The sequence below is a fragment of the Shewanella sp. BJSY2023SW007 genome (assembly GCF_047314525.1).
Classification (GTDB): Bacteria; Pseudomonadota; Gammaproteobacteria; order Enterobacterales; family Shewanellaceae; genus Shewanella; species Shewanella chilikensis.
On record NZ_JBKORL010000006.1, the window covers coordinates 72,873 to 96,243 of the forward strand.

Here is a 23,371-nt window from a genome sequence, read left to right on the forward strand (position 1 = left end):
CCAAGCCCCGAAGGACGTGGCTTACAAGCCTGCCTGCTGTGTTGTGCTTCTTGCAAAGGACTAGGGCCATTTGCTGCGAACCACGCCTTGTATCCAGGCCTGTAAGCCGACGCAGAGCACGCATGGGACTTGTTCGCACCTTCCTTTAGCTAAATCACTTCCAGAAACGCACTTACCAAGGGATCCTGGCGCCGCTTGGCCTTGCAGCAGCACCCCAGTTCAAAGGGGGCTATCTCGGCCGGTGAGGCCAGGGTTTTTATCCTCTCGCCCAGTGGACTGTTGGCTACCACGACATCCGGAGTGATGCTGACACCGCAGCCCAGAGCCACCATGGGCACAATCGCCTCGTGGCCCGATACCTGGGCATAGATATTGGCCTTGATCCCCATCGCCTTGAACCAGCGCTCGGCCCGTAAACGCCCGGGGCCGTGGTCGGGCACGATAAAGGGCAGTTGCTCCCAGGGAATAGGATTTTGCGCCAGCAGCGACTGCAATTGACAGTTGATGGTGGGCGCGATAATCGACAGCGGCACTTCACCTATGGGGGCAAAGTGCAGACTCGGCGGAAAGTCCTGCGGCAGGGCGGCGATGGCGATATCCGCTCTCTGCTGCTGAATTTCCTGCACCGCATCGGCGGCATCACCCGTGGTGAGTTTGATATCGACCAGGGGTTGTTGGCGGCGAAACTTATCCAATAGGGCCGGCAGGTGGCTATAGGCTGCCGTGACCGAGCAATAGAGTTGCAATGTGCCCCTCAGCAGCTTTTGCTGCGGATCCAGCTCGCGGCGCAGCTCCTGCCACTGAGTCAATGTCTGGCTGGCGAAGCGGCGAAAGGCTTCGCCTGCGTGGGTCAGGGTAACGCTGCGGTTGTCCCGCTCCAGCAGCTTGCTGCCCACTTCATCTTCCAGCCTTTGCAGGGTGCGGCTTAAGGTTGAAGGGCTGACATGCATCCGGGTGGCGGTGCGGGAAAAATGCAGGGTGTCGCAGAGATCCAGATAGAGTTTTATCGCCCGAATATCCATGCCGTTTTGCCTCTCTTTTTATTGCGTTTTGTGCAACATGACATGCCGAATATATCATTTCAAGCAATTTAAACCATGGGCTATAGTGATTTGCATCACTGAGCCGTTTCGGCTTGGTCCCAGGAATTCGGTTAAACAGGTGGCTAAGATGGCAAATTACTTCAATACCCTGAATCTGCGGCAACAGTTGGCACAGCTGAGCCAGTGCCGTTTTATGGAGCGCAGCGAGTTTGAAAACGGCTGTGACTATATCAAGGACTGGAATATTGTCATTCTTGGTTGTGGTGCCCAGGGGCTCAATCAGGGGTTGAACATGCGTGACTCAGGGCTGAACATCGCCTATGCCCTGCGCAGCGAAGCCATCGCCGAGAAACGCGCCTCCTGGCAGCGAGCCACCGAAAACGGTTTCAAGGTGGGCACCTTCGAAGAGCTGATCCCCGGGGCCGATCTGGTACTAAACCTGACACCGGACAAGCAGCACACTCCTGTGGTCAATGCGGTAATGCCCTTGATGAAACAAGGTGCGACCCTGTCCTATTCCCACGGTTTCAACATAGTGGAAGAGGGGATGCAGGTGCGCCCAGACATCACTGTCATCATGGTGGCGCCCAAGTGCCCCGGTACTGAAGTGCGTGAGGAATACAAGCGTGGCTTCGGGGTTCCGACACTGATCGCCGTGCATCCTGAGAATGATCCCAATGGCGACGGTCTGGAGATAGCCAAGGCCTATGCCAGTGCTACCGGCGGCGATCGCGCCGGCGTGCTGCACTCCTCGTTTATCGCCGAGGTGAAGTCTGATCTGATGGGCGAGCAGACCATTCTCTGCGGCATGCTGCAGACAGGGGCGATTCTGGGTTATGACAAGATGGTGGCCGATGGCGTCGAGCCGGGATATGCCGCCAAGCTTATCCAGCAGGGCTGGGAAACCATCACAGAGGCGCTTAAACATGGCGGTATCACCAATATGATGGATCGCCTGTCCAACCCGGCCAAGATCAAGGCGTTTGAGATTGCCGAAGAGCTTAAGGTGTTGCTGACCCCGCTGTTTGAAAAACATATGGACGACATCATCAGCGGCGAGTTTTCCGCCACTATGATGGCCGACTGGGCCAATGACGACGCCAATTTGCTGCGCTGGCGTGAAGAGACCAATAACACCGGCTTTGAAAAGGCGCCGACCTGCGCCGAGCAGATAGATGAGCAGACCTATTTCGACAAGGGGATCTTGCTGGTGGCCATGATCAAGGCCGGGGTGGAACTGGCGTTCGATACCATGGTGGATGCCGGGATCATCGAAGAGTCGGCCTACTACGAGTCGCTGCATGAGACGCCGCTGATTGCCAACACCATAGCCCGTAAACGCCTTTATGAGATGAACGTAGTGATCTCGGATACCGCCGAATATGGCTGTTACCTGTTCAACCATGCCGCCGTGCCGCTGCTGCGTGACTATGTCAACGCCCTCTCTCCCGAGGTCCTGGGCGCCGGTCTCAAGGATTCGGGCAATGGGGTCGATAATCTGCGTCTGATCGAGGTCAACGAAGCGATTCGCCATACGGCCGTCGAATATGTCGGTGCCGAACTTCGCGGTTATATGACTGAAATGAAAAGGATAAACCTGCAAGATTGACGTAAACGTTAGCTTGATTGCCGCCGGCGGCAATCAAGCTGTTTAGGCGAGCCATCGTCGAGGGTGCCATAGCCAAGCCAAGTTGGAAGATTTTCAGGTTGTGAATTTTTTTGTTGTGTTCTGAAAACACTTTATGGTAATGGTTAATAAGTGCGCTGCCAAAGGGCTCGCCAAGCAGATAAATTGAATACAGGAAACTGTCTGAGAAATGTTTAACTTAAGCGCCAAGCTCCTCCTCGTGATTATTACCGTCGTGATTATTCCATCACAGCGGGGGCGGCTCGTGGCGCGACGACAGACCAGATAGGGTCAGAAATTGCAAACAAACCCCCCGCTCCGAAAGGACCGGGGGGTTTGTCGTTTCAGGGCCATTGAAAACTTAAACAGCAGCAAAAATAGGCGAGATAACAAGATGGAACAAGGGCAGAAGATCAGCGGCAGTGAAGCAGTTATCAAGGTATTGGCCGCCCATGGGGTGAACACGGTTTTTGGTTATCCCGGCGGCGCCATCATGCCTATCTACGATGCTCTCTACGACAGCCAGGTCGAACATCTGCTCTCCCGTCATGAACAGGGCGCCGCCTTCGCCGCCGTCGGTTATGCCCGCTCAAGCGGCAAGACGGGCGTCTGCCTGGCCACCTCTGGCCCGGGGGCGACCAATCTGATCACCGCTTTGGCCGATGCGCTGTTGGACTCAGTGCCGCTGGTGGCCATCACGGGCCAGGTTTCCACCTCCGTGATAGGCACAGATGCCTTTCAGGAGATGGACGTGCTGGGCATGAGCCTGTCATGTACCAAACACAGTTTTATGGTGACCCGCGCCGATGAACTGGTTGCTACCCTGTACCGCGCCTTCGAAATCGCCGCCTCCGGCCGTCCCGGTCCTGTGTTGGTGGATATCCCCAAAGACATCCAGCTTGCCCAAGTGGAATACAAGGCGCCGTTGCAGGCGGTGCCCGATGAGCCGGAGCTGGACCAGGCGGCTTTGGCGGAAGCCAACGCCTTGCTGACGGCCGCGCGCCAACCCATGTTGTACGTCGGTGGCGGCGTCGGCATGGCGGGCGCAGTGGAGCCGCTGCGGGCTTTTATTCAGCGTAGCGGTATTCCTTCGGTGGCAACGCTCAAGGGGCTGGGCGCCATAGCCCACGGCACTCAAGGTTACCTGGGCATGCTGGGGATGCACGGCAACAAGGCCGCCAATCTGGCGGTGCAGCAGTGCGATCTGCTGCTGGTGGTCGGTGCCCGTTTCGATGACAGGGTCACGGGTAGGCTGGAGAGCTTTGCCAGCAAGGCCAAGGTGATCCACCTGGATATCGATGCCGCCGAACTTGGCAAACTGCGCCAGCCGGATGTGGCCATGGATGGGGACTTAAGAAGCATATTGACGCAACTGGCGCCGCAAGCGCTGCAGATAGCGCCCTGGCAAGCGGAAGTCGAGCACCTGCGGGCGCAGCACCAGTGGGATTACGTCCATCCTGGTTCACTCATCTATGCGCCGGCCATGTTGCGTCGTCTGGCCAACAAGCTGCCGAGCGACTCTGTGGTGAGCTGTGATGTCGGCCAGCACCAGATGTGGGTTGCCCAGCATATGCACTTTCGCCGCCCGGAAGATCATCTTTCCAGTGCCGGGCTTGGCACCATGGGCTTTGGCTTGCCGGCGGCCATAGGCGCGCAGATGGCAAGGCCGGATGCCACTGTGGTCACGGTTTCCGGCGACGGCTCTTTCATGATGAATGTGCAGGAGCTGACCACCATCAAGCGTCGTAAACTGCCGGTGAAGATACTTTTGATAGATAACCAGAAGTTGGGCATGGTGAAACAGTGGCAACAGCTGTTTTTTGAAGAGAGATACAGCGAAACCGACCTGTCCGATAACCCCGACTTTGTTACCCTGGCGTCCTCCTTCGATATCCCCGGACGCACCATCTACTCGGCCGATGAGGTTGAGCAGGCACTGGATGAGATGCTCAGTGCCAAAGGCCCCTTCCTGCTGCACGTCGCCATAGACGATGCCTTTAATGTCTGGCCGCTGGTTCCCCCCGGCGCCTCCAACTGTGAAATGATGGAACAAACGGAGAAGCGATCATGATCCATAATCTGGAATTGACCCTGGAACAACGCCCCGAAGTACTGGAACGTGTATTGCGGGTAACCCGCCACCGCGGCTTTACCGTCCGCGATATGCATATGACACTGGCCGAGGATCAGCGCCTGCAGCTGGCAATGGCGGTCGACAGTGACAGAGCCATAGAGCTACTGAGCCGTCAGTTGACTAAGCTGGTAGACGTGGCCCGCTGCACTGTGCGGCCCGCTAGCAGCCTCTCCCGTACCGTCAACGGCTAACCAAGAATCATCAGAATAAGCGTAAGGAATTGAGCAATGCCCAAACTCAGATCAGCAACCAGTACCGAAGGCCGCAACATGGCCGGAGCCCGAGCCCTTTGGCGTGCCACAGGGGTCAAGGAAGGCGACTTCGGTAAGCCCATTATCGCCATTGCCAATTCCTTCACTCAGTTTGTTCCCGGTCATGTGCATCTGAAAGACATGGGCTCCCTGGTGGCATCGGCCATCGAAGAGGCCGGCGGCATCGCCAAAGAGTTCAACACCATAGCGGTCGATGACGGCATCGCCATGGGCCATGGCGGCATGCTTTATTCCCTGCCTTCCCGTGAACTGATTGCCGACAGCGTCGAATATATGGTCAATGCCCACTGCGCCGATGCTCTGGTGTGTATCTCCAACTGCGACAAGATCACCCCCGGCATGTTGATGGCGGCGCTGCGGCTCAATATCCCCGTGGTATTTGTCTCCGGCGGGCCTATGGAAGCGGGCAAGACCAAACTGTCCGATAAACTTATCAAGCTGGATCTGGTGGATGCCATGGTGGCGGCGGCCGATGACAGGGTATCCGATGCCGACAGCGAGAAAATCGAACGCAGCGCCTGCCCAACCTGTGGCAGCTGCTCCGGCATGTTTACAGCCAACTCGATGAACTGCCTGACCGAGGCGTTGGGGCTGTCGCTGCCGGGCAACGGCTCCATGTTGGCGACCCACAGTGATCGACGCGAACTGTTTCTGGAGGCGGGCAGAAGAGTGATGGCGCTGGCCAAGCGTTACTACTCGGATGATGATGTCTCGGTATTGCCGCGCAATATTGCCAACTTCAAGGCGTTCGAGAATGCCATGACCTTGGATATCGCCATGGGCGGTTCTTCCAACACTGTGCTGCACCTGTTGGCGGCGGCTCAGGAAGCCGAAGTGGATTTCACCATGACGGATATCGACCGTCTCAGCCGCAAGGTGCCGCACCTTTGCAAGGTGGCACCTTCGACCCCTAAATACCATATGGAAGATGTCCACAGAGCCGGGGGCGTAATGGGGATCTTGGGTGAGCTGGAACGCGCCGGTTTACTGCATACGGATGTTAACCATGTGGCTTCCGATGATGGCTCGCTTGAGTCTGTGCTGGCCAATTATGATGTGATGCGCACCGAGTCTGCGAAGGTAAAAGACTTCTTCCGTGCCGGTCCCGCGGGGATCCCTACTACCCAGGCCTTCAGCCAGGATTGCCGCTGGCCATCACTGGATACAGATCGCCGCGAAGGTTGTATCCGCAGCCGCGAGTTTGCCTTCAGTCAGGAAGGGGGCTTGGCGGTACTGTCCGGTAATCTGGCCGAGCATGGCTGCATAGTGAAAACCGCCGGGGTGGATGAATCCAACCTCAGGTTCAAGGGCGTGGCCAGGGTATATGAGAGCCAGGACGAGGCCGTTGCCGGGATCCTCGGCGGTGAAGTGGTCGCCGGGGATGTGGTGGTTATTCGCTACGAAGGCCCTAAAGGTGGCCCTGGCATGCAGGAGATGCTTTATCCCACCAGTTACCTCAAGTCCCGCGGTTTGGGCAAGGCCTGCGCCTTAATCACAGATGGCCGCTTCTCCGGCGGTACGTCCGGGCTGTCCATAGGCCATGTGTCACCGGAAGCCGCCTCAGGGGGCACTATCGCCTTGATTGAAAATGGCGATGCCATTGAAATCGATATCCCGGCCCGCAGCATCACACTTAAGCTGAGCGATGCTGAGCTCGCCCGGCGCCGTGAGGCGATGCAGGCCAAGGGGCCTTTGGCCTGGAAGCCGTTGGCACGGGTGCGCCCTGTGTCGTTGGCGCTCAAGGCTTATGCCATGTTGGCCACCAGTGCCGACAAGGGCGCCGTGCGCGATCGCACTAAGTTGGAGGGCTAGTATGTTGGCGCTGGCATCCAAGAGTCAGCTGTCGCTGGCCAACTATTATCTACAGAAGATCCTCTTGTCCCATGTCTATGATGTGGCGCAGGTTACCCCGCTGTCGAGTCTGAACAAGCTGTCGGCCCGTTTGGGCTGCCAGGTGTTTCTCAAGCGCGAGGATATGCAACCGGTACACTCGTTCAAGCTGCGCGGCGCCTATAATCGTATCGCCGCCTTGAGCCCCGCTGAGTGCGAAAACGGAGTGGTATGTGCCTCGGCCGGTAATCATGCCCAGGGCGTTGCCATGTCGGCTTCGAGTCGCGGGGTCGACGCCGTGATAGTGATGCCTACTACCACCCCGGACATCAAGATAGATGCGGTGCGCCGCCTCGGCGGCAATGTGGTGCTTCATGGGCAGTCGTTCGATCAGGCCAATCAGTATGCCATGGCGTTGGCCCAGGATGAGGGGCGGGTGTTTATTCCCCCCTTCGATGATGAGGCGGTGATCGCCGGGCAGGGCACGGTTGCCCAGGAGATGCTGCAGCAGCAAAGAGATCTTGAAGTGGTGTTTGTGCCAGTGGGTGGCGGTGGCTTAATCGCCGGCATTGCTGCTTACTACAAAGCCGTAATGCCCGAGGTGAAGATCATCGGCGTCGAGCCGGAAGATGCCGCTTGTCTCAAGGCAGCGCTGGAAGCGGATGAGCCGGTGACGCTGGAGCAGGTGGGGTTGTTTGCCGATGGGGTGGCGGTTAAGCGTATAGGTCAGGAGCCTTTTCGATTGGCGCGGGAATATGTCGATGAAGTGGTGACCGTCAGCTCGGATGAAATTTGCGCCGCGGTCAAGGATATCTTCGAAGATACCCGCGCCATTGCGGAACCGGCCGGTGCTTTGTCGTTGGCCGGGCTGAAAAAGTATGTCGGTGATAAGGGCAAGGGCGAGAAACTGGCGGCGATTCTCAGCGGGGCCAATGTCAATTTTCACAGCCTGAGATATGTGTCTGAGCGCTGCGAGCTGGGCGAGCACAAAGAGGCGGTGCTGGCAGTGACCATTCCGGAAAGGCCGGGCTCTTTCCTGCATTTTTGTGAGCTGCTGGAGCGGCGGGTGATGACTGAGTTCAACTACCGTTTCAGCGGGCGCGATCGCGCCGTGGTCTTTGCCGGGATCCGTCTTAGCGAAGGTATCAGCGAGCTGCAGGCGATTATCTCATCTCTGGAGAGTGCCGGTTTTGCGGTGCAGGATCTTTCTGCCGATGAGGCGGCCAAACTGCATGTGCGTTATATGGTGGGCGGCTTGCCACCCGAGCCTTTGGAAGAAAAACTGTTCAGCTTTGAATTCCCGGAGCATCCCGGAGCCTTGCTGCAGTTTCTCACGACGTTGAAGAGCAAGTGGAACATCAGTTTGTTTCATTATCGCAACCATGGCGCCGCCTTTGGGCGGGTGCTGGCCGGCTTTGAAGTGCCCAAGGCCGATGAAGCCGCCTTTGGCCAGTTTCTGGATGAGTTGGGGTTTGTCTGTCAGGACGAGACGGATAACCCCGCCTACCGGCTGTTTCTGGCGCGTCCAGGCCAGTGAGATCCTGAAAGGGAACAGGTCGACTGTCTTCGCCAAAAGCAGGGGCAGTCCGGCGGCCAGTTTTATGCTATGGTCTTGAGTTATTATTCTAATCCGTACCCTGAAACCTCTTGTAAGGAGAGCCAAGATGTTTGCTGCACCCTCGGTTAGCGCTTTTAACCCTCCCCGCCGGATCCTGATGGGCCCCGGCCCTTCGGATGTCTATCCTCAGGTATTGGCGGCGCAGTCGCGGCCGACGGTCGGGCATCTGGATCCTCTGTTTGTGGCCATGATGGATGAGCTCAAGAGTCTCATTCAATATGCGTTTCAAACCCGCAACGAGATGACTATAGCGGTTTCTGCCCCGGGCAGCGCCGGTATGGAGACCTGCTTCGTCAACCTGGTGGAGCCGGGCGAAAAGGTGATTGTCTGCCGTAACGGGGTGTTTGGCGACAGAATGCGCCAGAACGTCGAGCGGATTGGCGCCGAGGCGGTGATGCTGGATTTCGAATGGGGCACAGCGGTTGACCCAGAAGTGGTGGAAGCCGCACTGAAGGCGCATCCCGATGCCGCCTTCCTGGCCTTTGTGCACGCCGAAACCTCCACCGGCGCACTTTCCGACGCCAAAACACTGTGCGCCCTGGCGCGTGAGCACGGCTGTCTGTCGATTGTCGATGCCGTAACTTCCCTCGGAGGCGTCGAGCTCAGAGTCGATGATTGGGGCATAGATGCCATCTATTCCGGCAGTCAGAAGTGCCTCTCCTGTGTGCCTGGTTTGTCCCCCGTGTCCTTCTCACCGGCCGCAGTGGCTAAACTCAAGGCGCGCAAGAGCCCGGTACAGAGCTGGTTCCTGGACCAGTCTCTGGTGATGGGGTATTGGAGCGGTGATGGTAAGCGCAGTTATCATCACACGGCGCCTGTTAATGCCCTGTACTCACTGCATGAAGCGCTGCGGTTACTGGCCGAAGAGGGGCTGGAAAATGCCTGGCAACGCCACCGAGATATGCACCTTTTGCTGCGTCAGGGGCTTGAGTCCATGGGGCTCGAATTTGTGGTGGCCGAGCAGAGCCGCTTGCCGCAACTCAACGCAGTTTATATCCCGCAAGGTGTCGATGATGGCGCCGTGAGAAAGCAGCTGTTGGATAACTATAATCTGGAGATAGGTGCCGGCCTCGGCGCCTTGGCCGGAAAGGCCTGGCGTATCGGCCTGATGGGTTACGGTGCCAGACGGGAAAATGTTGCCCTGTGCCTGCGGGCCTTGGCCGAAGTGCTTAACTGATCGCTCGCCTTTAGATAAGCGCCCCGTTCAATGACGGGGCGTTTTCGTTTTAGCTTTCGCTCATAGCCTTGGTGAACACAGGCTTTAGGCGGTGATAGCTGTGACTGCCGATATAGATAGCCAAGGCCGACAGCAGCCCCCCCAGCAGGGTCGAGGTCAATACATCGACACTCCAATGCATCCCCAGCAACATACGGCTCAGCCCCATCAGCAGTGCCCAGCAGATAAGCAGCGCCGGAAGCCAGAGATTGTTGTGTCTCAGCAGAAAGAAACTGCTGCACATAGTCAGGGTCACGGCAAAAATGGTATGGCCGGAGGGAAAGGAAAACCCAGTTTCTATCTGCCAGTGATGCTGGATCTGTGCCGAGATAGGCATATCCAGCGGTGATACCCCGGGAAGAACCTGCGCCAGCAGTTCCCTGCGGGCGTACTTGTCTATGCTGTAGAACTCCTTGATATCCAGATGCTGCTGGTGGGACAGCCATTCGATATAGGGCCGGGATTCGGCAAATACCAGCTTGAGCTGTTCATTGAGCAGCAAACACAGCACCAAGCCCAGCGAAGTGCAGAACATCATCTTCAGCCAGCTGCCCTTTGGCAGGATAAAAAAGCTGATGGCAAACACCAACAACACAGTGCTTACGCCCCAGGGCGCTGAACCTGACACGGTTAACCAGTACCAAAACTGAGCGGCGGCGCTATCGAGGTTAAGCCAAGGGAAGAGTGGCTCTGACAGGGAAAACAGCGCCAGCGGCAAGCTGAGCAGAAACAGCCAACAAATGGCCAGTGAGGTCAAAGGGACGGCCGCATACTTCATTAATACACCCTTATCGGAACGGACAAACCGCCATTGTGCCAGAGAAAGGAAGTGCAGCAAGTACTATTCAGTGTTTGGTTAAGCTGAGTGTCATGTTGCGCTAAACAGGGGCCGAAGTTGTTTTCTGCTACCTAGGCGTGGTGGCAATGAGGGCAACGATTGATGATACTGATTAAAAACGGCTACAGAGTACCCAGAGTTTCTGATATGGCATTGTCTTGATATAGCCAATGTGACTGAAAGTTGAGTATAAAAAAGCCCCTGCGAGAGGGGCTTTCCAAGAATTCAAATACCAAGTGGATTACTTGATTTTGGCTTCTTTGTAGATAACGTGCTGACGAACTACGGGATCAAACTTTTTGATCTCCATCTTTTCAGGCATGTTACGCTTGTTCTTGTCGGTAGTGTAGAAGTGACCAGTCTTGGCGCTTGAAACCAGCTTGATCTTCTCACGATTTCCTTTAGCTTTAGCCATTTTCTATTACACCTTCTCGCCACGGGCACGAAGTTCAGCAACAACGACTTCGATACCTTTCTTGTCGATAATGCGCATACCCTTGGTAGAAACGCGCAATTGTACGAAACGCTTTTCGTCTTCTAACCAGAAACGGTGGTTCTGCAGGTTAGGTAAAAAACGACGACGAGTTGCGTTTTTTGCGTGCGAACGGTTGTTACCAACCATTGGTCGCTTGCCAGTAACTTGGCATACTCTTGACATGTCAATCTTCTCCAAAAAACAATTTTAACGCTCGAGCATTAATGTGCCTCGTATGGCCGTCGCCCGAGGCACAAAGAGGGCGCATGTTATACAGGATAACTGAGGAAAGATCAAGCGATGGATCAAACTATCCATCCGCGTTCTGCGAAGGAAACTATCTCGCAATCCCCTACAACCATATGATCCAGAAGCGAAACATCTATGGTTGCGAGCGCACATTTCAACCGCTCAGTAATTCGCCTGTCAGCCTGGCTGGGCTCAGCCACGCCGGACGGGTGATTATGGCAAACTATGACCGCCGCGGCCTGTTTTTCCAGCACCAGTCTAACCACCTCTCGCGGATAGACGGATGCAGAGTCCAGGGTGCCATGGAATAATTCCACGAATTGGATTACTCGGTGCTGGCTGTCCAGCAACAGAATCGCAAACACCTCGGTGGCACGGTCTGCTAATTGTCTCATTAAATAGTCGCGAGTCAAATCCGGATTTGTCAAAACCGGCCCTCTTTGCAGCTTTTCCCGAGAAATTCGTCTCGAAAGTTCGGCGGCGGCCTGCAATTGGGTATATTTCACCGGCCCCATTCCCGGAATTCGGGCAACTTGATTCAGTGGTGCCACCAAGAGTTGCCGCAGTGAACCGAATGCCGCGAGCAAATCTCTGGCTAATTCAACCGCACTTTGCCCCGCCAGGCCGTTACGCAGCAAGACCGCCAGTAACTCGGCATCACTCAGGCTCTTGGCTCCCTGCTGCAGCAACTTTTCCCTTGGGCCCTCTCCTGTAGGCCAGTCTCTGATACCCATCCTTGGCTCCCGTCCCTGTGCCCTATACTTTGTTTCAATTATGGTCGAGATTTTTGAAGCTGCATCCTGCCAAGTCGGGGGAGCTTTGTGATATCTTAGCCGCCAATTACCATCAGTTGATTGTTTCTATGAGCCTGAAGCATAAAAAAATCCTCTTGGGGATTGGCGGTGGCATTGCCGCCTACAAGAGTGCCGATCTGGTGCGGCGCCTGCAGGACAGAGGTGCCGAAGTCAGAGTCGTCATGAGCCAGAGCGCCATGGAATTCATTACCCCGCTGACCTTGCAGGCGTTATCCGGCCATCCGGTAGCCTCAGATCTGCTGGATCCTGCGGCCGAGGCTGCCATGGGGCATATCGAATTGGCCCGTTGGGCCGATCTGGTTATCATTGCCCCCGCTACCGCCAACCTGTTGGCCCGCATTCGTGCCGGTATGGCCGATGAACTGATCACCACCACCTGCCTGGCAACGGCGGCTAAGGTGATGCTCTGCCCGGCGATGAACCAACAGATGTACCAAAACGTAGCGACTCAGGAGAACCTCAAGGTGCTGGCCGAGCGCGGTTATGGTATCTGGGGCCCGGATAGCGGCAGCCAAGCCTGTGGTGAAATCGGCCCGGGGCGTATGCTGGAACCCAATGATATCGCTCAGCGAGCCGCCGCTTGCTTTGAGCCACAGCTGTTGGCCGGCCAAAAGCTGCTGCTCACCGCCGGACCGACCCGTGAAGCGATAGATCCTGTGCGTTATATCTCCAACCACAGCTCTGGCAAGATGGGGTTTGCACTGGCCACTGCGGCGGCGCAGATGGGCGCCGAAGTGACTCTGGTCAGCGGCCCGGTTAATTTAGCTACCCCGGCAGGGGTGACCCGAGTCGATGTGCAATCGGCCAAAGAGATGCTCGATGCCGTGATGCAAAGGGTGGAACAGCAAGATATTTTTATTGGCTGCGCCGCAGTGGCAGACTATCGTGTCGCCGATGTCGCCGAAGCCAAGATAAAAAAATCTTCCGAAACCATGACATTGGCACTGGTGCGTAACCCGGATATTCTGGCCACGGTCGCCAGCCATCCTATCCGGCCCTTTACCGTGGGTTTTGCGGCAGAAACCCATGAGGTGGAGACCTATGCGCGTGACAAGCTCAAGCGCAAGAAACTCGATATGATTGCCGCCAACGATGTGTCTGTTCCGGGTCAAGGTTTCAACGCCGACCGGAATGCCCTGAAAGTATTTTCTGCAACAGGTTGTGATGAACTGCCGGCCACCGACAAGTTGAGCCTGGCCAAACAGTTGCTGATCCTGATAGCGAAGCATAAAAACCACTCATGAAAACACCCATAGAACTGAAAATTCTCGACTCGCGTATTGGCAGTGAATTTCCGCTGCCAAGCTATGCGACCCCAGGCAGTGCCGGCATGGATCTACGCGCCATGCTGGACACCAGCATCACCATAGCCCCGGGTGAAACTGTATTGATCCCGACCGGAATTGCGGTTCATGTGGCCGACCCTTCTCTGGCGGCGGTGATTTTGCCCCGCTCGGGTCTGGGCCACAAAAACGGCATAGTACTCGGCAACCTGGTCGGCCTTATCGACTCTGACTATCAGGGCCCGCTGATGGTTTCCTGCTGGAACCGCAGCCAGACACCTTTCACCCTGGAGATAGGTGACCGCTTGGCCCAATTGGTGTTTGTGCCCGTCGTTCAAGCCCAGTTCAAACTGGTGGATGAATTTGACACCTCGGACAGAGGCGAAGGTGGCTTCGGTCACTCAGGCACTCAATAATTCCTGCCACTGACAGAGCGAAACATGGCTGTAAAAGAAAAAATCAATCGTCGTGAACACATACTCCAATCCCTTGCCAGAATGCTGGAAACCAATCCGGGGCAAAGGATTACCACCGCCAAGCTGGCCTCGGAAGTTGGCGTGTCGGAAGCGGCGCTTTATCGCCACTTTCCCAGTAAGGCGCGGATGTTTGAAGGCCTGATTGAGTTTATTGAAGACTCTCTGCTGTCACGCATCAACCTCATCATGGACGAGGAGAAAGACACCATGAAACGCTGCCAACAGGCACTGCAGCTGTTATTGGTGTTTGCCGAGCGCAACCCAGGGATCTCCCGGGTACTGAGCGGTGATGCCCTGCTGGGCGAGAATGAGCGTCTCAGAGAGAGGATCAACCTGTTGTTTGCCAAGTTGGAAACCCATCTAAAGCAGATCCTGCGGGAAAAATCCCTGCGAGAAGGGCAAAAATTCGCCCTGGATGAAGCCATTCTGGCAAACCTGCTGTTGGCCGTGGCCGAAGGCCGTATTGCCCAGTTTGTTCGCAGTGAATTCAAGCTCAAGCCAACGGCTCACTTCGAGGAGCAGTGGCAGTTTATTCAAAGCCAGTTATTGCAGAGCTGAACGCCCTGTTTTTCGGGATCAAGGACGGTAAAAACCGTCCTTTTTTTATGGATTTAGCCTTGTCCAAACCCAAGCATTTAATTAACATTGAAAAAACATAGGTTACTTATAATAAACACAAGGATGTCAAATGAAATTCCAACCTTTGTTGACTGGTATATTATTGCTGGCCCCCACTCTCGCTTTGGCCCAGAGTCATCAAACGCCCACGCCGGCAGAAATTTTCAGCCAGGGGGCGCAATACACCAATGTCAAAATCTCCCCCTCAGGTGACTATCTCAGCGTGATCATGAATCACGAAGGAAAAGATAAGCTACTGATCCTCAATACTGAAGACCTCAGTGCCAAGCACATTGTTTACTTCCCGGGCAACGCCCAAGTGGGCAGTTATACCTGGGTCAACGATGAACGTGTCGTGGTCGCCAAGGAATACCTCAAGGGCTGGGATGATCGCCCGCTCTACTATGGTGAGTTGATGGCGGTGAACGCCGACGGCTCCAAGGTCGCCTATCTGTTCGGTTACAATTCGGGCCAGCAACAAACCGGTTCCCACCTGAAGAAAAACACCGCCATCCAGGCCACTGCCTATGTACTCGATCCCTTGCCGGATGATGACCGCTACATGTTGGTCAACGCCATCCCCTGGAACGGCGGTCGCAGCCTGGATTATGAACAGTTACAGGATGTCTATCGGGTTGATGTCTACCGTGGCACCCGCAAGAAGATCACCCGCTCTCCCATAGGTATGGCCAGCTTCATGACAGATGACGACGGTGAAGTGCGCTTTGTGGCCGGTCAGGACAGAAGCAACAACACCCGTATTTTTTACCGTAACGACGGAGAATGGATTGACACCGACAAGCTGAACATCGGCCTTAAGGACTTTACCCCTATCTCCTTTACCGAAGATCCCAACAGCGTCTATGCCGCCGCGTCTCAGGCCGGTGAGCCCAAAGCCGTGTATCGGGTCAACCTGAAAACCGGTGAAAAGCAGCAGATAGTCAGTGACGCCAGAGTCGAGCCGGACAACTTCTGGATCAACGGCCAGAACAAACAGCTCTATGCGGTGGAGTTTGCCAACGGTTACCCAACCTACGCCTTTGTTGACTCTGAAGATCAACATGCAGTGTATCTGAAGCAGCTGCTGGCCAGCCTGCCGGGGCACCAGGTGCGCATCGTCAGCGAGACCCGTAACGCCGACAAGATGGTCATTCTGGCCTTCAACGACCGCAATCCGGGCGACTACTATCTGTTTGATACCAAAGCGGTCAAACTCAGACACCTGCTGCGTACCATGGAAAGCATAGATCCGGCCAACATGGCCGAAGTGAAACCCATGGATATCAAGGTGCGAGACGGCATGACGATTCAGGCCTACCTGACCTTACCACCCGGTAAAGATCCCAAGCAGTTGCCTCTGGTGGTCAACCCGCACGGCGGCCCACACTATGTCAGGGACAGCTGGGGCTTTGATCCTCAAAACCAGATGCTGGCCAATCAGGGTATTGCCGTACTGCAGGTTAACTTCCGCGGCTCAGGTGGTTATGGTGAAGCCTTCCAGCAAGCGGGCTACCGCAAGTGGGGCAGTGAAATTCAATACGACATCATAGACGCCACCCGCCATTTGATAGATCAAGGCATAGTGGACAAGCAGCGCATCTGTATCGTCGGCGGCAGCTTTGGCGGCTACAGCGCGCTGCAAAGCTCGGTCATGGAGCCGGATCTGTTCAAGTGCGCCATCGGCTTTGCCGGGGTGTACGATCTGGAAATGATGTTTAAAGAAGGTGACGTGCAGGAACGTGACTCGGGTACCAGCTACCTGCGAACTGTGCTTGGCCAGGATCAAGCCGTGCTGCGTGCCATGTCGCCCACTCGCAACGTCGACAAGCTCAAGGCCAACCTGCTGTTGGTACACGGCGGCAATGATGAGCGCGCCCCCATAGAGCAGTTTGAAGCCTTGGAAGATGCGCTCAAGAAGCGTAACTACCCCTACCAGAAAATCATCATGGATGATGAGGGCCACGGTTTCTACGATGAAAGCCACAGAGCCATCTACTATCAGAAAATGCTCAACTTCCTGAAGCAGAATCTGGGCGTTTAAGTTTAACTGCCGTAAACCAAGCCGCTCTCCAGAGAGCGGCTTTTTTCGTGCTATGGGGCTTTTCTGGTATGAATTTACAGCAAATAGCGGTATCCTCCGCTTCCCGCAGATAAATGTGAAAAGCGTCACAGCTTGCGCGGACAGTAACAAACGGAAGGCGCTGGCTTGGCGTCTATCCGCCGGAGGAAAACAATGGCATTGAGTGAAGCAGCTTTGATGGTTCAGACCGCGCTCCTGGAGCGAGGACTCGAGACCCCCATGGTACCCTGTGGCTTGTCGGCCGAGGAGCGCAAGGAAAAAATAGAGGCCCATATGAAGGCCATTTTGACCTTGATGTCGCTGGATCTGAGCGACGACAGCCTGATGGATACGCCGAAACGTATCGCCAAGATGTATGTCGACGAAATTTTCTCCGGCCTCGACTATGCCAACTTCCCCAAGATCACTGTTATCGACAACAAGATGGGCTTCGATGAAATGGTGCGGGTGCAGGACATCAGCCTCACCAGCACCTGTGAGCACCATCTGGTGACCATAGACGGTACGGCCACTGTGGCCTATCTGCCGCGGAAGAAGATCATCGGCCTGTCGAAGATCAACCGCATAGTGCGTTTCTTTGCCCAGCGGCCACAGGTGCAGGAGCGCCTGACCCAGCAAGTACTGGTTGCGTTGCAGACCCTGCTGGAAACCAAAGATGTGGCGGTAAAAATGGATGCGGTGCATTACTGCGTTAAATCCCGCGGTGTGATGGACTCCACCAGCTCCACCACCACTACGGCTCTTGGTGGCGTGTTCAAGTCCAACCCGGCCACCCGCGCCGAGTTTCTGCATCAGGCCAAATAGCCTCTCCGCCATAAAAAACGCTGCCAAGGCAGCGTTTTTTATGGACTGTACAGAAAGTTACTCAAGCTTCTGTAAGAGCTGAGATTCTATCCTGGGTAGCATTAAATACCATACTGTTCACGATAGGCGCTAACGGCGGCCAACTCCTGCTCCATCCCAGGTTTCTCGGCCAAGTAGGCAATCAAATCGGCCAGCTTGATGATGGCCACTATCTGGCAACCAAAGTCGCGCTCCACTTCCTGAATGGCAGACAGTTCGCCCTTGCCCTTCTCCTGACGGTCGAGGGCAATCAATACCCCGGCCAGAGTCGCGCCATTGGCCTGAATGATCTCCATGGACTCGCGAATAGCGGTACCTGCGGTGATCACATCATCCACCAACATCACCTTACCCTTGAGCTCGCTGCCAACCAGGTTGCCGCCTTCGCCGTGGTCTTTCTTCTCTTTGCGGTTAAAGCAGTAAGGAATATCCAGATCATGGTGTTCGGCCAAGGCTACAGCCGTGGTTGTGGCGATGGGGATCCCCTTGTAGGCCGGGCCAAACAGGAGATCGTAATCGATACCGGCATCCACCAACGCAGCAGCATAAAAACGGCCCAGGCGGGCCAGATCCCGGCCAGTGTTAAACAGACCGGCATTGAAGAAGTATGGGCTCTTGCGGCCGGACTTCAGGGTAAACTCACCGAATCTCAACACCTGACGCTCAAGGGCAAATTCAATAAACTCGCGCTGATAGGCTTTCACGATCTCTCCTCTTGTGATTATGGGTAAGCCCTTAAGGCTCACGGGTACGAACAAGTACTCTCTGGAGTACGAAAAAAAGGACCCTCATGGGGTCCTTAAAAAAACTTAACTCAATGCAGCCTTCTGCACATCGATAATCTCACGAATGCCATGCTTGGCCAGCTCCAGCAGACTCAGCAACTCTTCATGGCTGAACGGCTCGCCTTCAGCGGTGCCCTGGATCTCGATGATCTTGCCGGTTTCTGTCATCACCACGTTCATATCGGTTTCGGCGGCGCTGTCTTCGATATATTCCAGGTCACAGATAGGCTCACCTTCAAAAATCCCCACGCTCACGGCGGCGATCAGGAATTTGAGCGGATTAGCCTTGAGAATCCCCTTGGCACGAGCCCAATTAAGCGCATCCACCAGAGCCACACAGGCACCTGTGATGGCCGCAGTGCGGGTACCGCCGTCGGCCTGAATCACATCACAGTCGATCACTATGGTGTTTTCACCCAGCAGCTTCATATCCACAGCAGCGCGCAAAGCACGGCCGATGAGGCGCTGAATTTCCTGGGTACGACCAGACTGCTTGCCCCGGGCCGCTTCGCGATCCATACGGCTATGGGTAGAACGGGGCAACATGCCATATTCTGCCGTCACCCAACCTTGGCCCTGGCCTTTGAGAAATCTCGGCACCCCTTCGGTAAAACTGGCGGTACAGAGTACTTTGGTATCGCCGAACTCGACTAGCACAGAACCTTCCGCATGGGCGGTAAACTGGCGAGTGATTGAAATGGGGCGGGTTTGAGCCGGAGTTCTGTTGCTGGGACGCATAGTGAATTCCTGTATTTTGTCGTCTGGACTGAATTGGCTGCATATTATAGGGCCTTGCGGCGCTTGACGCCATGGCGGATCCGTATCGAACCGACAAAGTGTATACACTTCACTTTAACCCCGGGGGCAAGCTGTCTATAATCCTCTGCTACACCCGTCTTCAAGCAACTGGAATATCTGATGATCCACAGCATGACCGCCTACGCCCGTATCGAGCATAAAGCCGACTGGGGCACAGCCTCCTGGGAAATCCGCTCAGTCAACCAGAGATATCTGGAAACCTATCTGCGCCTGCCGGAACAGTTCCGCAGCCTGGAGCCTGTGCTGCGAGACAGACTGCGCAAGCGTCTCAATCGCGGTAAGGTAGAGGTCAATTTGCGCTACGAGCTGAGCGATCAACAAGGTACCCAGCTGAATATGAACCAGGACTTGGCACTGCAACTGCTGCAGGCCGCCAATTGGGTAAAACAGCAAGCCGGCCAGGGTGAGCTCAATCCAGTGGATATTCTGCGCTGGCCTGGGGTCATGTCCTCATCCGAGCAAGACATGGATGCCATTGCCGCCGAACTGCTCAAAGCCTTCGACGGCGCCGTCGATCAGTTTATCGAAGCCCGCGGCCGTGAAGGCAGCGCCATCAAAGAGATGCTGCTGACCCGCCTGGATGCCGTTGAAGCCCAGATCGCCATAGTCCGCGAGCACATGCCCAAGGTCATGGAATGGCAAAGGGAAAAACTCAGCAACCGCCTGGCCGAAATCCAGGGCGAACTGGACCCGGCCAGATTGGAACAGGAAATGGTATTGCTGGCCCAAAAACAGGACGTGGCCGAAGAGATGGATCGCCTCGAAGCCCACGTGGCCGAAGCTCGTCGGATCCTCAACAAGGGTGGCAGCGAAGGCCGCAGACTGGACTTCATGATGCAAGAGTTCAACCGTGAATCCAACACCCTGGCCTCCAAGTCAATCAGCAGCGAAATCACCGCCGCCGCAGTCGAGCTTAAAGTGCTGATTGAGCAGATGAGAGAGCAAATTCAAAACGTCGAGTAACTTTTAATAGTGGTCAAAGATATACATAAAAACATTAAAAATCATTAAATTATTAAAAATTGACACTCATAACATCCATTGCTGGCCTACTAAGTTTGGGTAGCTATGGGTAGTAGATTGGGGAGTATTTTCTCGCTATAGTTTGTTTAGCGAGATTGTACTCCCCGATTTTTTGAGGTCGAGAAATGGGCATTTTGCATGACAAAACCGTTAAAAAACTGATCAAGGAAAAATCATCCATCCGACACTCCGATGGCGATGGACTGTATTTGATGACTCCCAAACGCGGGGATGCCTACTGGATGCTGCGCTACACCACACCAGCAACTAAGCTTCGGCGCGAGTACACTATCGGTAAAGTTGATGACTGGTCACTGGCCGATGCTCGTGATGAGGCCGCCAAGCTGAGGTTAGCGATCAAACGTGAAGGAGTTGATCCCGTCCAAGAACGCAAGAAAGTTAATCAGAATCCCTTTAAAACACTGAATGATTTGTATGCTGACTATCATCAGCTCCGCCAGCGATAAATTGCTACCCACGAAAAAGAAAAGAGCCTTTACGAACGAGAGGTGGCTTGGCGTATCGGTAAAGTCGAGCTGGATAAAATAAGACCACTCGACATCAGTGAAATCCTACGGGATATCGCTAATGGTTATGGTGATAAACCACCAAGACCAACCATATCTAACGACGTAATGCGTATGCTCAAGCGCATTTTTGATCATGGCATCAAGCTCGATGTTACTCGGTTCAACCCTGCAAGCCCTTTTCGACCCAAAGATGCAGGTGGGGAGGAACAAGCTGCAAACGACCCTATGACCGAAACCGAAGTCGTTGAGTTCTTTACCAAGCTCAGAGCGATCCCTGCGCAATTCAGTCGAGAGAACTATTTGGCTTGTGCTTTGTTGATTGCGACTTGTACTCGGAAAATGGAGTTATTGGCCGCACCATGGCATGAGTTTGATTTGCCAAATCGAGTGTGGCATCTGCCGAAAAAACGCACCAAGAAACGTCGCGCAATCGACATTCCTCTCAGTGATGCAGCCCTGTTGTGGTTGGAAGAGCTGAAGATCCGCAGTTGTGGTAGCGAATGGGTATTCCCAGCCAGACGAATAAGCAAAAAGGCACGTACCCCACATGTCTGCGAGAATACCTTAAACCATGCACTGAAGAAGTTGTTTGAACAGAACTTTTTCTCGTTTGAAAAGCGCCGGGTGCATGACCTAAGAGGCACTGCCAGAACCCGAATGGGTAAGATGAATATTCCTGACAATATAGCTCAACGATGCCTTAACCAAATTCCAGGTAACCGAACTGATGGTATCTATAACAAAGATGCTTATTTTGAGGAGCGTAAAGTCGCTCACAACATGCTTGGTGAGTGGTTGGCTCCAATTGTTAATGGCGATGGGGAAAATAAGATTGTCAATTTTGACACGGTTTTTAAATCACAATTTTCACGGCAATAATTGACGTGAAATTACAAACTTACAAACCCAAAATTCAAATTAGTTTGAAAAGTCTGAAAATCACGTCGATAATCAACGTGTATTTTCTTTTTTATAAACCAAAATGGGATCAGTTATGCTGAACACTGAAGCCAGACAGCAACTACAGAAACTGCTGCCGTTGGATATGATCGCCACCAAATCATGGCTGGAGACGCAAGGACTCAACCTGCATTTTCTGGACAATGCAGTCCGGAGCCAAACGCTGCTCCCTGTCGCAGTCGGTGTTTACACTAGGCAAGAAGCGAGGCTGTCCTGGAAAGGAATCGTTGCCTCGTTGCAACGCATGGCCGATGTCCCTGTCCATGTTGGAGGTCTGACAGCGTTAGAGCTGGAAGGACTTGGCCATTACCTGTCCAAAGGAAACAAACCTAGGGTTCACCTCTATTCTGCTGAGATACTGCCTAGATGGCTGGCAAGAATCGATGCACCAGCACAATTTGAGTGGCATGGCACTCGTCGCCTATGGCCAGAGACGCTAATGCACGACAACCAGTACCTGAGGCAAGATAGCTGGCAGGCATCTCTTCCTTCATTACATTATTCCTGTCCAGAGAAAGCCATTTTGGAGCTTTTAGCTATAGTGCCCAATACCATCAGCTTTGAACACGCTGACCAACTTATGCAAGGATTACACAACCTATCGCCTCGTAAGCTGAATTCCTTGCTGAAAGCCTGTAGCAGTATCAAAGCAAAGCGACTCTTTCTCTGGCTGGCAGGAAGACATCAACACGCTTGGCTTAAATACCTCACACCAGAACAGTATGCCCTGGGCACTGGTAAACGACTGATCGCTAAAGGTGGCAAACTAGAGCCAACCTGGCAAATAACAGTGCCTAAGGATATGTGAAAACATGAATAGACAAAGCCACTACTACCGACAAGTGCAGCTACTACTCAGGATTATTCCTTTTGTTGCGCAGCACGACTGTTTCGCTCTCAAAGGTGGAACCGCTATCAATTTGTTCGTTCGTGACTTTCCTCGACTTTCGGTTGATATCGACTTAGTTTTTCTGCCCATGATGGAACGGAATGAAGCCCTGCAGACCATCAAGAGCACCCTAGATACCCTGGCCTCCACGATAACGGCTAACATCGACAATACTCGTGTTGTCCGCTCCTTCCTGGATAAATCAGATGCTCTGCGTTTATTGGTGGAGCGAGATAACGTTCAAATCAAAATTGAACTCTCCCCTGTACTACGCGGTACGGTTTACGACCCCCAAGTCATGCCAGTAAGTGGGGCTGTTGAAGATGAGTTTGGTTTTGCAGAAATGCCACTGGTGAGTTTTGCCGATTTATACGCGGGGAAAATCTGTGCAGCACTGGATCGTCAACACCCGAGGGATCTTTTCGACGTCAAGCAACTACTTGATAACGAGGGACTCACCGATGAGCTTCGCAAAGCCTTATTGGTTTATATTATTAGCCACCCACGTCCTATTGCCGAACTACTTAGACCAAACTTCAAGGACATTTCAGGTGTTTATGAAGGAGAGTTTCGGAATATGGCCGATCAAGACATTCCTCAAGCGGAACTCGAAGCAACTCGCGAGCAACTGGTGAGGCTCATAAACTCATCTTTAACGCCTCAAGAGCGATCATTTTTACTGTCTTTCAAAAATCGCTCCCCCGACTGGTCTCTTTTGGAGCTTTCAGGAATCGACCAGTTACCTGCTGTTCGTTGGAAAATGCAAAACCTGGTCAAAATGAACCCAGAGAAACATTCCGAAGCTTACCATCGGCTTCAACAAATATTGACGATATAAAAGCCCCACCCTACACGCAATGTAGATCAGATAAGGATCGGTTGACCGATCCTTCTGATGAGAGACAATCGGAAACCTGTTTGTAGGTTTCCGATTTTTTATGTCTATTC

The 23,371-nt window shown here is 54.2% G+C and carries 23 protein-coding genes; 16 read left to right on the forward strand and 7 right to left on the reverse strand.

What is annotated here, in order from left to right:
* Positions 1–149 precede the first annotated feature (149 nt).
* Positions 150–1,022 (reverse strand): HTH-type transcriptional activator IlvY, encoded by an 873-nt coding sequence (ilvY, locus tag ACMHXE_RS02035; protein WP_025010072.1) that lies wholly within the window; start codon positions 1,020–1,022, stop codon positions 150–152.
* A 148-nt stretch (positions 1,023–1,170) separates the two neighbouring features.
* On the opposite strand from ilvY, the gene ilvC reads away from it, so the two are divergent.
* The 6 genes from ilvC (at position 1,171) to ACMHXE_RS02065 (ending at position 9,701) form a co-directional block, all read left to right on the forward strand.
* The gene (gene ilvC, locus ACMHXE_RS02040) at positions 1,171–2,652 is read left to right on the forward strand and encodes a ketol-acid reductoisomerase (RefSeq protein ID WP_101056448.1); all 1,482 of its coding nucleotides are present in this window, start codon (positions 1,171–1,173) and stop codon (positions 2,650–2,652) included.
* Between the two features lie 412 nt (positions 2,653–3,064).
* Positions 3,065–4,741 carry an acetolactate synthase 2 catalytic subunit gene (gene ilvG, locus ACMHXE_RS02045; RefSeq protein ID WP_412502909.1) on the forward strand — a complete coding sequence of 559 codons (1,677 nt, stop codon included), beginning with the start codon at positions 3,065–3,067 and terminating at the stop codon, positions 4,739–4,741.
* The gene (ilvM, locus tag ACMHXE_RS02050) at positions 4,738–4,995 is read left to right on the forward strand and encodes an acetolactate synthase 2 small subunit (RefSeq protein WP_025010070.1); all 258 of its coding nucleotides are present in this window, start codon (positions 4,738–4,740) and stop codon (positions 4,993–4,995) included. Before ilvG ends, ilvM begins: the two co-directional genes overlap by 4 nt.
* Before the next feature lie 36 nt (positions 4,996–5,031).
* A complete protein-coding gene (gene ilvD, locus ACMHXE_RS02055) occupies positions 5,032–6,888 on the forward strand; it encodes a dihydroxy-acid dehydratase (protein ID WP_101056446.1) in 1,857 nt (618 codons plus the stop codon).
* Position 6,889: 1 nt separating this feature from the next.
* Positions 6,890–8,443, forward strand: a complete 1,554-nt coding sequence (gene ilvA / locus ACMHXE_RS02060; protein ID WP_413731237.1) for a threonine ammonia-lyase, biosynthetic — start codon at positions 6,890–6,892, stop codon at positions 8,441–8,443.
* 127 nt (positions 8,444–8,570) lie between these two features.
* Positions 8,571–9,701 (forward strand): pyridoxal-phosphate-dependent aminotransferase family protein, encoded by a 1,131-nt coding sequence (locus ACMHXE_RS02065; RefSeq protein ID WP_045283242.1) that lies wholly within the window; start codon positions 8,571–8,573, stop codon positions 9,699–9,701.
* Positions 9,702–9,750: 49 nt separating this feature from the next.
* Here the strand turns inward: ACMHXE_RS02065 and ACMHXE_RS02070 are convergent, their stop codons facing one another.
* From ACMHXE_RS02070 to radC, 4 genes are all read right to left on the reverse strand, one after another.
* A complete protein-coding gene (locus tag ACMHXE_RS02070) occupies positions 9,751–10,518 on the reverse strand; it encodes a phosphatase PAP2 family protein (protein ID WP_101056444.1) in 768 nt (255 codons plus the stop codon).
* Between the two features lie 301 nt (positions 10,519–10,819).
* Positions 10,820–10,993, reverse strand: a complete 174-nt coding sequence (rpmG, locus tag ACMHXE_RS02075) for a 50S ribosomal protein L33 (RefSeq protein ID WP_025010872.1) — start codon at positions 10,991–10,993, stop codon at positions 10,820–10,822.
* 6 nt (positions 10,994–10,999) lie between these two features.
* Entirely contained in the window at positions 11,000–11,236 is a 237-nt protein-coding gene (rpmB, locus tag ACMHXE_RS02080) for a 50S ribosomal protein L28 (RefSeq protein ID WP_028769274.1), read from the reverse strand.
* Between the two features lie 122 nt (positions 11,237–11,358).
* Entirely contained in the window at positions 11,359–12,036 is a 678-nt protein-coding gene (radC, locus tag ACMHXE_RS02085) for a RadC family protein (protein ID WP_039035359.1), read from the reverse strand.
* Positions 12,037–12,164: 128 nt separating this feature from the next.
* On the opposite strand from radC, the gene coaBC reads away from it, so the two are divergent.
* The 5 genes from coaBC to folE all read left to right on the forward strand — a co-directional run bounded on the left by coaBC (position 12,165) and on the right by folE (position 17,378).
* Positions 12,165–13,361 (forward strand): bifunctional phosphopantothenoylcysteine decarboxylase/phosphopantothenate--cysteine ligase CoaBC, encoded by a 1,197-nt coding sequence (gene coaBC, locus ACMHXE_RS02090; RefSeq protein ID WP_226684712.1) that lies wholly within the window; start codon positions 12,165–12,167, stop codon positions 13,359–13,361.
* A complete protein-coding gene (gene dut, locus ACMHXE_RS02095; protein ID WP_025888140.1) occupies positions 13,358–13,816 on the forward strand; it encodes a dUTP diphosphatase in 459 nt (152 codons plus the stop codon). Before coaBC ends, dut begins: the two co-directional genes overlap by 4 nt.
* 24 nt (positions 13,817–13,840) lie before the next feature.
* On the forward strand, positions 13,841–14,434 hold the full coding sequence (gene slmA / locus ACMHXE_RS02100; protein WP_025010868.1) for a nucleoid occlusion factor SlmA: 594 nt from the start codon (positions 13,841–13,843) through the stop codon (positions 14,432–14,434).
* Between the two features lie 130 nt (positions 14,435–14,564).
* A complete protein-coding gene (locus ACMHXE_RS02105) occupies positions 14,565–16,535 on the forward strand; it encodes an alpha/beta hydrolase family protein (RefSeq protein ID WP_101056443.1) in 1,971 nt (656 codons plus the stop codon).
* Between the two features lie 192 nt (positions 16,536–16,727).
* The gene (folE, locus tag ACMHXE_RS02110) at positions 16,728–17,378 is read left to right on the forward strand and encodes a GTP cyclohydrolase I FolE (RefSeq protein ID WP_025010867.1); all 651 of its coding nucleotides are present in this window, start codon (positions 16,728–16,730) and stop codon (positions 17,376–17,378) included.
* Between the two features lie 101 nt (positions 17,379–17,479).
* On the opposite strand, the gene pyrE is transcribed toward folE, so the two are convergent.
* Together pyrE and rph are read right to left on the reverse strand one after the other, a co-directional pair.
* Complete coding sequence (pyrE, locus tag ACMHXE_RS02115) at positions 17,480–18,121, reverse strand: orotate phosphoribosyltransferase (RefSeq protein ID WP_025010866.1); 642 nt, start codon at positions 18,119–18,121, stop codon at positions 17,480–17,482.
* Positions 18,122–18,226: 105 nt separating this feature from the next.
* Positions 18,227–18,940 carry a ribonuclease PH gene (gene rph / locus ACMHXE_RS02120; protein WP_025010865.1) on the reverse strand — a complete coding sequence of 238 codons (714 nt, stop codon included), beginning with the start codon at positions 18,938–18,940 and terminating at the stop codon, positions 18,227–18,229.
* Positions 18,941–19,120: 180 nt separating this feature from the next.
* Between rph and ACMHXE_RS02125 the strand changes: the two genes are divergently transcribed.
* From ACMHXE_RS02125 to ACMHXE_RS02145, 5 genes are all read left to right on the forward strand, one after another.
* Positions 19,121–19,984 (forward strand): YicC/YloC family endoribonuclease, encoded by an 864-nt coding sequence (locus ACMHXE_RS02125; protein ID WP_101056442.1) that lies wholly within the window; start codon positions 19,121–19,123, stop codon positions 19,982–19,984.
* A 185-nt stretch (positions 19,985–20,169) separates the two neighbouring features.
* Positions 20,170–20,511 carry an Arm DNA-binding domain-containing protein gene (locus tag ACMHXE_RS02130; protein ID WP_224867006.1) on the forward strand — a complete coding sequence of 114 codons (342 nt, stop codon included), beginning with the start codon at positions 20,170–20,172 and terminating at the stop codon, positions 20,509–20,511.
* Positions 20,512–20,553: 42 nt separating this feature from the next.
* Positions 20,554–21,453 carry a tyrosine-type recombinase/integrase gene (locus ACMHXE_RS02135; RefSeq protein ID WP_224867004.1) on the forward strand — a complete coding sequence of 300 codons (900 nt, stop codon included), beginning with the start codon at positions 20,554–20,556 and terminating at the stop codon, positions 21,451–21,453.
* Between the two features lie 115 nt (positions 21,454–21,568).
* Positions 21,569–22,342 (forward strand): type IV toxin-antitoxin system AbiEi family antitoxin domain-containing protein, encoded by a 774-nt coding sequence (locus ACMHXE_RS02140; RefSeq protein WP_413731241.1) that lies wholly within the window; start codon positions 21,569–21,571, stop codon positions 22,340–22,342.
* A 4-nt stretch (positions 22,343–22,346) separates the two neighbouring features.
* On the forward strand, positions 22,347–23,261 hold the full coding sequence (locus ACMHXE_RS02145; protein ID WP_413731242.1) for a nucleotidyl transferase AbiEii/AbiGii toxin family protein: 915 nt from the start codon (positions 22,347–22,349) through the stop codon (positions 23,259–23,261).
* The last annotated feature ends 110 nt before the right edge of the window (positions 23,262–23,371 follow it).